Source organism: Streptomyces achromogenes (genome assembly GCF_030816715.1).
GTDB classification, from domain to species: Bacteria; Actinomycetota; Actinomycetes; order Streptomycetales; family Streptomycetaceae; genus Streptomyces; species Streptomyces achromogenes_A.
On record NZ_JAUSYH010000001.1, the window covers coordinates 972887 to 988109 of the forward strand.

At 67.7% G+C, this 15223-nt stretch carries 11 protein-coding genes and 1 pseudogene; 11 read left to right on the top strand and 1 reads right to left on the bottom strand.

Annotated features, from left to right (window positions below):
- Positions 1-144: 144 nt before the first annotated feature.
- From QF032_RS04300 to QF032_RS40555, 9 genes and pseudogenes are all read left to right on the top strand, one after another.
- Positions 145-1056, top strand: a complete 912-nt coding sequence (locus QF032_RS04300) for a carbohydrate ABC transporter permease (RefSeq protein WP_373430460.1) — start codon at positions 145-147, stop codon at positions 1054-1056.
- Positions 1049-1945, top strand: a complete 897-nt coding sequence (locus tag QF032_RS04305) for a carbohydrate ABC transporter permease (protein WP_307040137.1) — start codon at positions 1049-1051, stop codon at positions 1943-1945. The genes QF032_RS04300 and QF032_RS04305 overlap by 8 nt, the downstream gene beginning before the upstream one ends.
- A 102-nt stretch (positions 1946-2047) precedes the next feature.
- Complete coding sequence (locus tag QF032_RS04310; RefSeq protein WP_306954770.1) at positions 2048-3352, top strand: ABC transporter substrate-binding protein; 1305 nt, start codon at positions 2048-2050, stop codon at positions 3350-3352.
- An 86-nt stretch (positions 3353-3438) separates the two neighbouring features.
- Positions 3439-4554: a Gfo/Idh/MocA family protein gene (locus tag QF032_RS04315; protein ID WP_307054963.1), complete on the top strand. Its 1116-nt coding sequence runs from the start codon at positions 3439-3441 to the stop codon at positions 4552-4554.
- Positions 4551-5513, top strand: coding sequence for a DUF6807 domain-containing protein (locus QF032_RS04320; protein WP_307040141.1), 963 nt, complete (start codon positions 4551-4553; stop codon positions 5511-5513). Before QF032_RS04315 ends, QF032_RS04320 begins: the two co-directional genes overlap by 4 nt.
- A 284-nt stretch (positions 5514-5797) precedes the next feature.
- Positions 5798-6799 carry a PaaX family transcriptional regulator gene (locus tag QF032_RS04325; RefSeq protein WP_307054964.1) on the top strand — a complete coding sequence of 334 codons (1002 nt, stop codon included), beginning with the start codon at positions 5798-5800 and terminating at the stop codon, positions 6797-6799.
- 528 nt (positions 6800-7327) lie between these two features.
- Positions 7328-8212 (top strand): alpha/beta hydrolase family protein, encoded by an 885-nt coding sequence (locus QF032_RS04330; protein WP_307054966.1) that lies wholly within the window; start codon positions 7328-7330, stop codon positions 8210-8212.
- A 261-nt stretch (positions 8213-8473) separates the two neighbouring features.
- Positions 8474-9712, top strand: a complete 1239-nt coding sequence (locus QF032_RS04335) for a glycoside hydrolase family 5 protein (protein ID WP_307054968.1) — start codon at positions 8474-8476, stop codon at positions 9710-9712.
- A gap of 166 nt (positions 9713-9878) precedes the next feature.
- A pseudogene (locus QF032_RS40555) lies at positions 9879-10055 on the top strand (helix-turn-helix domain-containing protein); the annotation flags it as partial.
- A gap of 338 nt (positions 10056-10393) precedes the next feature.
- On the opposite strand, the gene QF032_RS04340 reads toward QF032_RS40555, so the two are convergent.
- Positions 10394-12298, bottom strand: a complete 1905-nt coding sequence (locus QF032_RS04340; RefSeq protein WP_373430291.1) for a rhamnogalacturonan lyase — start codon at positions 12296-12298, stop codon at positions 10394-10396.
- Between the two features lie 678 nt (positions 12299-12976).
- Here QF032_RS04340 and QF032_RS04345 point away from each other — a divergent pair.
- Together QF032_RS04345 and QF032_RS04350 are read left to right on the top strand one after the other, a co-directional pair.
- Positions 12977-14035 carry a glycosyl hydrolase 53 family protein gene (locus tag QF032_RS04345; RefSeq protein ID WP_307040151.1) on the top strand — a complete coding sequence of 353 codons (1059 nt, stop codon included), beginning with the start codon at positions 12977-12979 and terminating at the stop codon, positions 14033-14035.
- A 69-nt stretch (positions 14036-14104) separates the two neighbouring features.
- A complete protein-coding gene (locus QF032_RS04350; RefSeq protein ID WP_307040153.1) occupies positions 14105-15178 on the top strand; it encodes a rhamnogalacturonan acetylesterase in 1074 nt (357 codons plus the stop codon).
- The last annotated feature ends 45 nt before the right edge of the window (positions 15179-15223 follow it).

A 15223-nucleotide genomic window follows, 5' to 3' on the forward strand; every position in this document is an offset into this window, starting at 1 on the left:
ACTCTTGACGCAAAAAGTGATCGTTCACTATGGTCCTCGCAACCCACAAAGTGAACGATCACTTTTCGGGGACGCGTGGCCCGGGACGGGCCCGCACCACTGTGTGCCGATGCCGCCGCTCAAGGGAGCAGTGCCGTGAGCTCCATCAACGAACTACGCCGGCTGCGCGGGTCCCAACGGGGCGCGCGACAGCAGAACAAGGCGGCGTTCCTCTTCCTACTGCCATGGTTCGTCGGGCTCTTCGGGATCACTCTCGGCCCGATGCTGGCCTCGCTGTACCTCAGCTTCACCAAGTACAACCTGCTGCAGCCGCCGCAGTTCAACGGAGTCGAGAACTGGACGCGCATGCTCGACGACGAGCGTCTGCACAAGTCGCTCGAAGTGACGTTCAGCTACGTCCTCGTCTCCGTCCCGTTGCAGCTGGCGATGGCCCTCGGTCTCGCCTTGGTGCTGGACAAGGGAGTGCGGGGACTTGCCTTCTACCGCTCCGTCTTCTACCTGCCGTCACTGATCGGCGGCAGCGTGGCGATCGCCGTGCTGTGGCGCGCGATGTTCGGGACCAACGGCTTGGTCAACGAGGCCCTGGCCCTCGTCGGTGTCCAGGGGCAGGGCTGGATCTCGGAGCCGGGAACGGCGCTGTCGACCCTCGTCGTCCTGAACGTCTGGACCTTCGGCTCACCCATGGTGATCTTCCTCGCCGGGCTGCGGCAGATTCCGACCTCCCTCTACGAGGCGGCCTCCGTCGACGGCGCGAAGCGCTGGCGCCAGTTCCGCAGCATCACCATTCCGCTGCTGACACCCATCATCTTCTTCAACCTGGTGCTGCAGATCATCCACGCCTTCCAGACCTTCACCCAGGCCTTCGTGGTCTCCGGCGGTACCGGAGGGCCCGCCGACTCCACCCTCTTCTTCTCGCTGTACCTGTACCAGCGCGGGTTCGGCCACTTCGACATGGGTTACGCGTCCGCGCTCGCGTGGGTCCTGCTCCTCATCGTCGCGGCCTTCACCGCCGTCAACTTCTGGGCCTCAAAGTACTGGGTGTTCTACGATGACTGACCGCACCGAAGCCGTGCCCTCCTCGCTGCCCGCCCCCCGCCCTCACGCGATACGCCGGGTCAAGCGCGCCGTGCGCGCCCCTCTCAAGCACTGCCTGTTGGCCCTCTGCGCCCTCACGATGCTCTACCCCGTCCTGTGGATGTTGGTCAGCTCGCTGCGTCCCAACAGTCAGATCTTCCGCAGCGCGGGACTCGCCCTGACGCACCCGCGCTTCGAGAACTACAGCAACGGCTGGAACGCCTTCTCCCAACCGTTCAGTCACTACCTGATCAACTCGGCGATCGTCGTCACCGGCGCGATCCTCGGGAACCTCCTCGCCTGCTCCCTGGCCGCGTACGCGTTCGCCAGACTGGAATTCCGGGCGAAGCGCGTGTTGTTCGCCATCATGCTCGTCACCATCATGCTGCCGATCCACGTGATCATCGTGCCCCAGTACGTCCTCTACTCGGAGCTCGGCTGGGTCAACACGTTCCTGCCCCTGATCGTGCCGAAGTTCCTGGCGACCGACGCCTTCTTCATCTTCCTCATGGTGCAGTTCATCCGCGGCATCCCGCGCGAGATCGACGAGGCGGCGCGGATCGACGGCGCCGGGCACGCGCGGATCTTCTTCCACGTCATCCTGCCGCTGATGGTCCCGGCGCTGGCGACCACCGCGATCTTCACCTTCATCTGGACCTGGAACGACTTCTACACCCAGCTCATTTACCTGACCGACCCGGACATGTACACCACTCCTCTCGCGCTGCGCACCTTCGTGGACCAGCAGAGCGCGACGGACTGGGGCTCGGTGTTCGCCATGAGTGTCGTGTCGCTCGTTCCCGTCTTCCTCGTCTTCCTCGCAGGGCAGCGCTTCCTGCTGCGAGGCATCGCGACCACCGGCGGCAAGTAACCGCGGGGGCTACTGCCGGACACGCGGAGGCGACCGAGCCATGACCGCTCGGGAGCACCGCAGTCACCGATCCGACCCACTCATCAGCCACAGGAGAACCACATGAACCCCAGCCCCTTCAGACGCGTCGCGATCGGGGCGGTCGCCTCACTCTCGCTCGTACTGACCGCCTGCTCCGGCGGCAGCACCGGAAGCGCTCCCGAGCTCGGCGACAAGCCGGTCACCATCCGCGCCACCTGGTGGGGTGCGGACACCCGCGCCCAGCTCACCGACCAGGTCATCAAGGCGTTCGAGAAGAAGTACCCCAACATCACGGTCAAGGGCCAGTACAAGGACTGGAACGGCTACTGGGACGCGCTCGCCACGACGACCGCTGCCAAGGACTCCCCCGACGTCGTCCAGATGGACGAGCTGTATCTCGCCTCGTACGCCGACCGCGGGGCGCTGTACGACCTCGGCAAGGCCAAGAAGATCCTCAGCACCTCGCAGTTCGACGACCAGGCCCTGGCCACCGGACAGATCGACGGAACGCAGTACGCCCTTCCCGTCGGCGTCGGCGTCATGTCCATCCTCGTGAACACCGACATGTTCACGAAGTACGGCGTGAAGGTTCCCGACGACAAGACCTGGACGTGGGACGACTACGCCAAGACCGCCAAGGAGCTGACGGACAAGAGCGGCGGCAAGATCCATGGCGCGGCCGGCGCGCCCGGCTTCTCCGCAGGCGACGTCAAGTACTGGGCTCGTCAGCACGGTGAGAACCTCTTCGACAAGGACGGCAACGTCTCCCTGAAGCCCGGGACGCTCGCCGGCATGTGGAAGTACGGTCTGAACCTGCTCTCCTCCGGGGCCAGCGTCAATACGTCGACGATGGTCGAGGACCTGACCGCCGGTGTGACCGCCGGCAGCTTCGCCACCGGCAAGGCGGCCATGATGGGGGCCTACAACACCCAGATCACCGCGATCCAGCAGGCCGCGGGCGCCCATGTGCAACTGCTGCAGATGCCTCGTGTCGGCGACACCAAGGCGAACTTCTTCAAGCCCTCCATGTACTGGGCGGTCTCGAGCCAGAGCGCGCACCCGGCCGAGGCGGCCGCGTTCGTCAACTTCATGCTCAACGACCCCAAGGCCGCCGACATCCTCAAGACGGAGCGCGGAATCCCCGCCAACAAGGAGATGCTCAAGCACCTCCAGCCGACTCTGGGCGGGACCGACAAGGCGGCGGCCGACTACATGAACGCCGTGACCCCGGGTGAGTCGCCGGTCGTGACCCCCAACGGCGGAAGCGGCATCGAACCGGAGCTGCAGCGCTACAGCCAGGAGGTCTACTTCAAGAAGACCTCGCCCGAAGCCGCCGCGAAGGCCTTCATCAAGGAGCTTCAGGGCGAGATCGACGCGGCCAAGTGACCTCCCTCCGGGGGCCGTCGCCGCTGCCCACGGCCCCCGGTAGCCCCACGAGAAGTGGGTCAGGAACCAAGAGAGAGAAACCACTCATGCCCAGCCCCCGGCCGCCGTACCGCGTGGCCATCATCGGCACCGGCGGTATCGCCCACGCTCATGCCGAAGCCCTCACCGAACTCTCCGAACGTGCCCGGCTGGTCGCCGTCGCCGACCTCGACCCGAGCCGTGCCGCCGCGTTCGCCGAGCGATTCTCCGTGCCGCACGTCTTCGACGACCCGCAGGCTCTGCTGGAGCGCGAAGACCTCGATCTCGTACACATCTGTACACCTCCGCAGACCCACGTACCGCTGGCGTCCATGGTGATGCGGGCCGGCGTCACCGCCTTGGTGGAGAAGCCGACGGCACTGAGCCTGCGCGAGATGGACCAACTGGCCACGGTGCAGGAGCAGACCGGCTCCAAGGTCCTGACCGTCTTCCAGCACCGCTACGGCCCGGCGGCGGTACGCCTGCGCCGGCTGGCCCGCTCCGGCGCACTGGGCCGGCCGCTGGTCGCCACCTGCGAGACACTCTGGTACCGGCCCGACGCGTACTTCGAGGTGCCGTGGCGGGGACGCTGGGACGTCGAGGGCGGCGGCCCCACGATGGGACACGGCATCCACCAGTTCGACCTCATGCTGTCGGTCCTCGGGCCCTGGTCCCAGATCGCTGCACTCGCCGAGCGCCAGGCCCGGCCCACGGACACCGAGGACGTCTCGATCGCCGCCGTCCGGTTCGACAGCGGAGCCCTCGCCACGGTGGTCAACTCGCTGCTGTCCCCCCGCGAGACCTCGCGCCTGCGCTTCGACTTCGAATACGCCACGGTCGAACTCGAGCACCTCTACGGCTACCGCGAGGAACACTGGCGGTTCACCCCGGCCCCCGGCCACGAGGGTCTCTCGGAGCTCTGGGCCAACGGCGCCGAGCCGGACGTCACGAGCGGCCACAGGCTACAGATCGAAGCCGTGTTCGACGCCTGGGAGGCCGGACAGGAACCCGGCGTCTGTCTGCAAGAGGCGCGCCGCACGCTGGAGTTCGCGGCGGCGACGTACGCCTCCGCCTTCCGCGGTGTCCGCGTCGCCGCGGGCGAACTGACCGACGACGACCCGTTCGCGCTCAGCATGGACGGCGGCGCCGTGCCGTGGGAACGGGTCAAGGAGGCCCTCGTATGAACGCTCTTGAGATCCGCCACGACCTGGGCGCCTCGGTCACGGTCCGCGACGGCGGCACCGAGCTGTTCCGCTACGTGTACCAGCCGGACACCGTCCAACTGGAATCGCCCAAACCCTACATCCACCCCCTGCGCACCCGGGCCGGCAAGGTGGTCAGCCTGTTCCGTCCCCACGACCACGTGTGGCACAAGGGCATCGCGTGGTCCCTGCCTCACGTGGGCGAGGAGAACTTCTGGGGCGGACCCACGTACATCCACGGACGCTTCTACGTCCAGTTGCAGAACAACGGAACCCAGGCCCACCGCCGGGTCGTCGACCTGGACAGGGCCGACGGAACGGCGACGTTCGCCCACGACCTGGACTGGACCACCCAATCCGGCGCGCTGTTCTTCACCGAGCGCAGGACGCTGCGGGCGAGCCTGGTCTCCCCGCACGCCTGGGTGCTGACGTTCGAGACGCAGATGACCAACGTCTCCGGAACGGACGTCGCCATGGGGTCCCCGACCACCAAGGGGCGGGAGAACGCCGGCTACGGCGGCCTGTTCTGGCGGGGCCCTCGGTCGTTCACCGGCGGACAGTTCGTGACCGAGGAAGGCCTGGGCGGCGACGAGGTCCGCGGGCGGCGCATGGAGTGGATGGGCTTCGCGGGCCACCACGACGAGACGGACGCTCAGTCGCTCGTGCTCATGGTCGACGACGCGGCCAACCCGAGTCACCCGCCGCAGTGGTTCGCCCGGACCGAGGAGTTCGCCTGCCTCAACCCGGCACCGTTCTTCAGCGAGGAGCTGACCGTCGAGGACGGCGCGACCGTGCGGTTCCGTTACGGCGTCGGGATCGCCGATGCCGACGCGAACGCGGCTCCCGCACTCGCCGACGCGGTACGCCGGGTGCTCACCCGGTCGGACACGCCGTCCGCACGCGGCGCGGAATCCGCTGCAGGGCGCTTCGCGACGGAGTGATCCGACCTGCTCGCTGTGCAACCCTCCGGCGTGCACTCCCCGCTCACCAGGGAGTGCACGCCTTCTGCGCCACCCCGGCTGCTGCGATCGCCGTGGACGCAGTGTCTGCGAATGGCGGCGAGGAAGTACCGGACACGTACGAGCACGATGGCGGACCAGCTGCGCTGGTTCCTGCACGAAATCGACCCGGGCACTGCCAGGCGCCTTCGCCTGCGCGCGGAGATCCCGCCCGGTGGAGCAATCCCGGCGGAGCCGCACCCGGTGATTCCACAACCGTTACAGTGATGTGGACCCTGTCCACCGCGTCGGAGCCGACCTTGCCGAACCTGTCCCAACTCGAGGAGATCTTCTCCGACGAGGGTGACGGCGCCGTCGGCCCCGTACGATCGCCAGGCTGGCAGAGCAACGTATCGCCGCAGGGACTCGCGGTGACATTGATCGCCGACTACACGTTCCCCGTCCGGGCGTGGTTGCCGTCGGCGGCGATCGTGGCACTGCTCGGCGAGTTCCAGGTGACCGCGGGCGCCGCCCGTACGACGATCAGCAGGCTGATGCGCCGTGGGGTGCTGGAGGGCAGCCGGCAGGGGCGCTACAGCTCCTACCGGCTGACGTCGCGGGCTGCCGTCGATCTGTGGAGCGGCGCCAGCTCGATCGCCACCTTCACCACCCAGCCCGACTCATGGGACGGCCGGTGGACACTGATCGCCTTCTCCGTCCCGGAGCAGGAAAGCACGCGGCGGCGCGCGTTGCGCACCGCGCTGCGCTGGCGCGGATTCGCGCCGCTGTACGACGCGCTCTGGGTGTCGCCGCACCCCCTGACCCCCAAGGGGCGGATCGAGGTGGCCGACCTGGCGCGGGGAGCGGTGACCGTGTTCCGCGCGCGGCAGGAGGAACTGGACACGGAGGTCGACCGCAACCCGGTCGGGGCGTGGGATCTGACCGGCATCGCCGAGCACTACCAGGCCTTCATCAGCCGTTGGAGCGGCTTGCTTCCGCACATCGGCGCCGACGGCGTCATCGGTGCCGACGCGGTGCGCGCCCGGACCGAGGTCATGCACGCCTACCGGCACTTCCCCATCCTGGACCCGTTGCTCCCCATCGGACTGCTGCCGCCCGACTGGCCCCGGTCGCGGGCGCGGGAAGTCTGCGTCGCGGTGTACGACGGACTGCTCCAGCCGGCCCAGGACCATGTCCGCTCCGTAGTGACCCGATTCGCGCAGGGGCCGCACCCCGACATCAGGGCCCATACGATCGCCGGCATGAGTGCGGGCATCGGCCACGGCTGACGGCGGGTCGCCGCGAGTGTGATCGGGTGGCCTTCGAGGACGTCCCACCGTGCCCCCTGCGCCCGCGATCTGTCGAATGCGCGTCGAAGACAACAGAATTGGGCGCCAATGATTGACAGATCGGCACCCGATCGGGAATGTACCTGTTGCAGGACATGTGGGAACGCTCCCAGAGGTGCAGCGCACGACGAGTGGAAGGAGAGGCACCCCTGCGCCGCTTCCGCAGAATCAACACCTCCCCCTCCCATGGGCGGGCAGGTGGGCGGGAAGGGCTGCTCCCTCAATGAGCCACGGTAGGGCCGGTGTTCAGCGGCTCTCCGCGTCCCTGCCGGCAAGACCACACCACGCCGACGACCACCACGGGCTGGACCGGAACGTTCTCCGCCGTGCGTGATTCGCCGACCTGACCACCCCCACGACCCCTCCCCCACCACCTGGGTCAGTCCCACCGCCGCGGCATCACCGACGCCTCTTCCCGGCACCTGACCGAGCAGCGCTCCGCACCCCCCCCCCACACCAGGAGTCTTCATGACCATGCGACGGCGTAGTTTCCTGACCCTGAGCGCGGCCGGAGCAGCGGGCGTAGGCATGTCCCTGCTCGGCACGGGCCAGGCAGGCGCCACCGCGCGGGCGGGAGCTCCGACCCAGCGGTTCGCGGTCGGTGTGCGCCCGTACGCCTGGAGCCGCGGCGGCCGCCGGTGGACCACCTACGTCTACTACCCCGCCGTCGGCGCCCCAGGCGGCTCCCCGGTCACCAACGCCCCCGTCGCCCAAGGCGTCTTCCCGGTCTGCGAGTTCATGCACGGCTTCAGCAGCAGCCCGCAGAACTCCCTGGCGATCATCCGCCCCCTGGCCGAGGCCGGCTTCATCGTCCCCGCCCCCCACTTCGCCGACCTCAGCGGCCAGGACGTCTACAACGGCAACCAGTCCAAGGACGTCTCCGAGGTCATCACCCGGACCCTCGCCCTCAACACCGCCGGCGACCCGCTGGCCGGCCACATCAACACCGCGGTCGGCGTCGGCGTCTCCGGCCACTCGATGGGCGGCATGACCACCCACGGCCTGCTCACGGCCTGGCCGGACACACGGATCACCGCCGCGATCCCCATGTCCTGCGTGGACATGGGCAACCCGAGCCCGGCGGTCCGCGCCAAGGTCCTGTTCACGCATGGCGACCGGGACGGCACGTGCCCGATCTCCTCCGCCCGCCAGGCGTACCGCGAACTGCCCGCCGCCAAGGCCTTCCTCACCTTCCGCGGCGCCGGCCACAGCAACTACTTCGGCGACTCCCGCACCGTCAACACCTTCGTGGACTGGATGCGGTGGAGTCTGTACGGCGACACCGCGGCCCGCGACCGCCTTCGCGCCGACGCCACCTCCCGTACGACCACCTGGGAATCCGCCCTGAGTTGAGGAACAGCCACGCAAGGCCCGGGTGGGCGCGTCTGCCGTGATCGCCGCGCATCCGGGCCGTGCAGGGTGGGCGGGCCGGGCAGTGCAGGGTGGCCTCCCAACGACGCCCGCGAGGTCGGCCGCCGCGCCATCGACCGTGTTCGTTTCCAGGCCGGCGTGGACACCACCGCCCGAACAACGGACCGCTCCGGCCGCTCCCACTCGTACCGATAGATCCACCTGGGGGCCCCACACCCTCAAGAACGCAAGAGAGGAAAGCTCATGGTTTCACTAGCAGGGAAGGTCAGAGTAATTTTCCTTTCCGTCCTGTTGGCAGTTGCCGCATCTGTGTACGGCGCCGCGCATCAGGCATCGGCCGATAGCGTGGCACAGTCAAGCGCTTCGCAGATCGTGGCCGACATGGGCGCGGGATGGAATCTGGGGAACCAACTCGAAGCCACCGCCAACGGATACCCCAGCGAAACAGCGTGGGGCCAGCCGACGGTCACGCAGGCCCTCATCGACAAAGTGAGGGCGGCAGGGTTCAAGACGATCCGGATCCCGGTCTCCTACCTGGGATACATAGGGTCCGGTCCGAACTACACGATCAACGCCTCCTGGCTGAACAGAGTCCAGGAAGTCGTCAACTACGCCTACAACAGGGGCCTGCATGTGCTGATCAACATGCACGGCGACGGCTACAAGAGCGTCAACGGCTCCTGGCTGATCTGCGATTCACCCTCCCAGACGACGATCAAGGCCAAGTACGAGAAAGCTTGGCAGCAGATCGCGAACAGGTTCAAGAACTACGACCAGCGCCTGATCCTGGAGTCCATGAACGAAGAGTTCGACGGGCAGTACGGCCGCCCGACCCAACCGTGCTACTCAAACATCAACAGCTACAACCAGATCTTCGTGGACACCGTCCGGAAAACGGGCGGAAACAACAGTTCCAGGTGGCTGCTCGTAGCCGGATGGAACACGAACATCGATTACACCGCCGGGAACTACGGCTTCGCCCTTCCGTCCGACCAGTACCGCTCCCCCTCTGTTCCCGCAAATGAGCGGCGGATCATGATCTCCGTTCATCACTACAGCCCGTGGGACTTCGCCGGAGAGGAGAGCGGCACCATCACGCAATGGGGACGGGCGGCGACCAACCCGTCGAGGAAGTCGACCTGGGGACAGGAGGACTATCTGGACGCGCAGCTCAAGACCATGCGCGACGTGTTCGTCACCAAGGGGTACCCGGTGGTGGTGGGCGAATACGGCTCCATCGACAAGTCATCGTTCGATTCGTCGAACAACAGGTATCGTGCGGACTTCGCACGTGCCGTCGCGGCCACCGCCAAGAAATACGGAGCGGCCACCGTCTACTGGGACAACGGTGCAACCGGTCGGTACGGGTTCGGGCTCTTCGACCGGCGCTCCCTCACGGTCACCCAGCAGGGCATCATCAACGCCATCATGACCGGTGTCAGCGGCAGTGTCGCCGGCTCCGGCCTTCCGTCCGGCACATAGCAGGACCCGAGTCCCGGCGACCGGTACACACCTCTCCCTACCTCGTGGGCGCGCAGTTGGACCGGGTGGCGACGCCACACGGTGTGCGATCTCGTCAACTGCGCGCCGACCAGCCGGACAGCGCTGCTCCGCATCCGGGAGCACGTTTGACCGACGGTGGACAGCGATGTCTCCACATGGAGCGACCGACGACGAGGTGTCTCTCAGAGCCCGGCTCAATCCCGAGGACGTCGGCCTGCCCTCCTCCGAGCGGCGGCGGGTACCCGGCCTGCGGCGCGAGGACCTGGCGCAGCTGGCGGGAGTGCCATACGCGTACTGCGCACGCGCGGAACAGGGCCGGGGCGAAACCAGGTGCGGACGTGGTGTTGAGCGCCTCACCGGCCCGACCGGCCGGACCTGCGCGAGGTGGGCTGTCGGCTACGCGGCAGGGTTTCCCTGACGGGATCGGCGCACACCACCAGAGGCCAGAAGAAGGCGGCGCCGGGTACCCGGACGCCGGCCCGGTCCGTGCGACCGCCTCCGACAGGTCCTGGACCCGACGAACACACTCAGCGGGCCGCGTGCACCACTGCCAGTGCTCCGCCGCCCATGCCGGATTCCACTCGCTCGACGAGCATTCGGCGAGCACCCCTTCTCTGATGCTTGAACTCGCTCAAGCATCAGAGAAGTCGGCTGTCCGGCTCAGGGGCTGTTCGGCAGCGCCACGGTGGGGCGGGGTGGCGTGGGCATGCTGCCGCCGATGAAGAAGCTGGGGTGCGGGGGCTGGTTGTAGGCAGTGTTCTGCCAGGCCAGGGCCGTGCGGTACTGGGTGTCCTGGAGGAGGGTCGTGATCCGCGTATTGGTCTGGTACGGCGTGGAGTAGATCCGCAGGGCCGTGTTGTTGGACGTCGGCCAGATGACCTCCTCGCGCCAGTCGCCGAGGATGTCGCCGGACAAGGACGGCGTCGACTTGGTGCCGTTGTTGGAGTGCACCCCGGAGCCGGTGAGCAGCCTGGTGTCGCCGGAGGTGCCGTACTTGTCGATGTGGGTGCCGTCGAGGAGTTCGCGGGTGGTGTCGCCGTCCCACCACGCCAGGAAGTTGCTGGACCCGGGCTTACGACTGGCGACCACCGCGCCCTGGGGGTTGCGGACGCCGCTCACGAGCGACGACCACGACTCGGCGCCCGCGCTGCCGGACCAGATGTCACCGGACACGCCCCGGCCGTTGTCACCCGCGGCCGGGGTGGACCAGAGGATCTGGCCGGTCCTCGCGTCCGCCATCCAGGAGGACGGCTTGGAGCCGTCCTCGTCGACCTTGAACTCCTCCAGACCCGGCCTGGACGGGTCGAGGTCGCCCACGTGCATCGCGTCCCCGTGGCCGTTCCGCGTCGTCCACAGGCCGTTGCCGTTGTCGTCGACGGCCATCGAGCCGTAGACGACCTCGTCCTTGCCGTCTCCGTCCACATCCGCGACCGACAGCTGGTGGTTGCCCTGGCCGGCGTAACCGCTGTGGGCGTTGGAGTCGAAGGTCCACCGGCGGGTGAACTGCCCGTTCCGCCAGTCCCAGGCCGCGATCACCGTGCGGGTGTAGTAGCCACGGGCCATGATCACCGAGGGGCGGGAACCGTCCAGATAGGCCGTGCCCGCCAGGAACCGGTCCACGCGGTTGCCGTAGGAGTCCCCCCAGGACGACACCGTGCCTCGGGCGGGGACGTAGTCGACGGACTGCATCGCCTTGCCCGTCTGCCCGTTGAACATCGTCAGGTACTCGGGGCCGGACAGCACGTAGCCCGAGGAGTTGCGGTGATCGGCCGAGGAACTGCCTGTGACCGCGCCGGTTGCGTCCTTCGTGCCGTCGGCGGTCTTCATGGCGACCTCGGCCTTGCCGTCGCCGTCGTAGTCGTACACCTGGAACTGTGTGTAGTGCGCGCCGGAGCGGATGTTGCGGCCCAGGTCGATACGCCACAGGCGAGTGCCGTCGAGCTTGATGCCGTCGACGATCGTGTTGCCGGTGTAGCCGGACTGGGAGTTGTCCTTGGCGTTCGTCGGCTGCCACTTCAGGACGATGTCCAGGGCGCCGTCGCCGTCGAGGTCGCCGACGGAGGCGTCGTTGGCCTCGTAGGTGTACGGCGAGTTGCCCGGTGAAGTGCCTCCGGGCGGCGGGGAGATCGGCACGTCCTTGTACCCGGTGCGGAACTGGAGCGCGTGCTCGGACGGCGCCTGCTCGACGCCGTTCACCACCGCGCGCACCGTGTAGTCGGCCGAGTCCGGGGCCCCGCCGTCCAAGTAGTTCGTCGAGGTAGTCAGGGGGGAGGAGTTGAGCCTGGTGCCGCCACGGTAGACGTTGAAGGCCACGTCGTTCGGGTCAGTGGCCAGCCACCGCCACGACACCAGGTTCCCACTGCCGGTGTGGACGCTGGTCAGGCCCCGATCGAGGCGTTCCACCTGCCGCGCGGTCGCGGCGTGCGCGGTCTGCGGCAGTCCGGTGAGTGCGGAGAGGGCCAGTGCGGTGGCGGCCGTCAAGCCGCCGAACAGCCGATTGTTCGACCGGCGTTGGAATCGCGATGGGCGCGATGCGGTGCGTGGATGCCGGTGCGGGTCGGTCACGATGACCTCCGATGTGGGGGGTGGTGTGAAGATCGCGGAACGGCGATCTGACCACAGGCATGGGAACGCTCCCATTCGCTGCGAGGGTAGAAATTCACTGATGGCCCGTCAAGCATCCTGGTGGCCCTTTCTGTTCGAGCGTGTTCGGATGCGAGTCGGCTAGATGCCCCGTGCGCAGCCTCGTCCCTGTCGCCGCATTCCTTCCAAAGGGCACTTGAACTGGGCCGACTCCCGCCAGCTCAGGCAACCCACGGCCGAGGCACGGCGAGCCCCCCGTCCACAGGATCGCACTGCTCCTTGCACGGATCGGTGAGCAACGGTTGACAGCTTCGTGCCCGATCGAGAAGCTGCGTGATGTACCTCCGGTTCATTGTGATGCGATTGCGCACCTCCGTCGCAGCACGTCTGTGATCGCTCACAGTTCCGGCCGGAGGAGCGTCCCTGGCATGCCTGGGCCGCCCCCTTCGACACGGGCCACACGTGAGCACTCCTGCCGTAGTTGTCGCCCCACCGAGGGAGGCAGCATCGGCTGGATCGCACGCGGCTTCACCAACAGCTCGAGTTCGAGCGTCAGTTGCCCCCATCACCCGCCTCGCCTCTGAGCGTCTCTTTCTCACTGACCCGCTCTCCGCCGACCGCGACGCCTTGCCCACGGCCGACGGAAGGAAAGGACCGACCATGTCCCCGCGACCCCCCACACCAGCTGCCGGGCGCATCAGCCGGCGAACCCTGCTCAAGGCCACCACCGCCACCGCCGGGGCGCTCGCCACCGCTGTCGCGTTCGCCGAACTCGAGACGCCCGCCGAGGCTGCGGCGAGCTTCGTCAAGGGCGTGGACATCAGCTGGGCACCTCAGATGGAGGCCCGTGGCTACTCCTGGAAGAACGCCGGCGGGCAGACCCAGGACCTGCTGACCATCCTCAAGGGATACGGCATCACCGCCGTACGCCTGCGCACGTTCGTCAACCCCTCCAACGACCCGGCCAACGGGCACTGCGGCATCAACGAGGTGGCCGCCTTCGCCAAGCGGGTCAAGGCCGCCGGCATGTCGATCATGCTCGACTACATGTTCGGCGACACCTGGAACTCCGTCGGCGTGCAGAACCCGCCCGCGGCCTGGAGAAACATGAGCTACAGCCAGATGCGCACGGCAATGGGCACGTACGTGAACCAGACCATGACGGTCATGAGGAACAACGACGTGCTCCCCACCTGGGTGCAGATCGGCAACGAGATCAACAGCGGGATCTGCCGCCCGGTCGGCGGCGTCTCCAACGGGGCGCAGATGACCGGACTGCTCAACGCCGCATACGACCAGGTCAAGGCGGTGTCACCGAACTCGACCGTGTGCATCCACCTGGCTCAGCCGCAGAAGTACGACGTGATGACGACGTTCTTCAGCCGCTTCGCCGCGAACGGCGGCAAGTGGGACATGTCGGTGTTCTCCTCCTACGGCAGCGCCGACCTCGCGGCCGGAATCGTGGGGAACATGAAGAGGATCTCCGACGCCTACGGCAAACCGTTCCTGCAGAGCGAGTTCGGTGGTCGCGTGGACCGCGCCTCCTCCACCCAGGCCGCGCTGGTCGCCTACATCAAGGCACTCAAGGCCAATGGCGGGCAGGGCATCTTCTACTGGGAGCCTGAGTGCATGTCCCCGTTCACCGGCTACAACATGGGCGCCTGGGACTCCTCCAGCAAGCGGCCCACCGCGATCATGAACGGCTTCACCCAGGCCTGAGCGACGGGCCATGGACCTCAACCCGGACAACTCTCCGGCCAAGGACTGGGATTGGTGATTGTAATGGGCATGACATCGCGTCTCGACGGTCACGGGGTCAGGCTGGGAGCAGTGGGTCTGCTGACCCTTGCGACGCTGGTCGGCACCGGTGCGGCACATGCCGGGGCCGCCACGCGGGCACTGCCGGCCGGTTGTTCCGGCACTGCGCCGATCAAGTGTCACTACGCGGTCTCACCCGGCAACTACGACGTGACGGTCTCCATCGGTGGCGGCGCCACTGCCGCCGAGACCGACATGTGGGTGGAGGCCCGTCGCCTGATGCTTCCGGCGACGAAGACGGCGTCAGGCGCCGCCGCCACGTACTCGTTCACGGTCAACGTGCGGCAGCCGGAGGGTCAGCCGACCGGCCAGGGCGGCACCGGAAACGCCGGTCTGGACATCCGGTTCGCGGGGACCAACCCGCAGGTGTCGGCCGTCTCCGTGAAGCCGGCGACCCAGCCACTGGTCGCCTACCTGGCCGGCGACTCGACCGTGTGCGACCAGCCCGCGGCCCCGTACACGGGATGGGGCCAGATGATCACGCCGGCGGTAGGACCCGGAGCGTCCATCGCCAACTACGCTGACTCGGGGGAGAGTTCGGGCAGCTTCCTGAGGAACTCGGCGCTCTTCCCGTCGCTGCTGCCGAAGGTCAAGGCAAACGACGCGGTCTTCATCCAGTTCGGCCACAACGACAAGCAGACCAGCGCGTCGGCCTTCCGGAGCAACCTCACCTCCATGATCACGCAGGTCCGTGCGAAGGGCGGCGTCCCGGTTCTGGTGACCCCGCCGGTCCGCCGGCAGTTCAACGGCAGCCGGCTCACGCCCACAGCACTGCACGTCAACGGCCTCGGAGTGAACCTGCCCGCCGAGATGCGCTCGGTCGGCACGGCGCAGAACGTGCCGGTGATCGATCTGACCACCAAGAGCAAGACGCTGGTCGAGTCCCTCGGCCCGTCCGCCTCCGCACAGCTCTTCCTGCGCTCATCCGTCGACGGCGTCACGGACAACACCCACTTCTCGCAGTACGGCGCGACCCAGATCGGCGCGCTGGTGCTCCGGAGCATCCGCGAGCAGCGCCTGCCCCTGGCCGCATACCTGCGCTGACCGCTACCCGGCGCCAGTCCCGACGTGCGCCGCCAGAACCCCCCG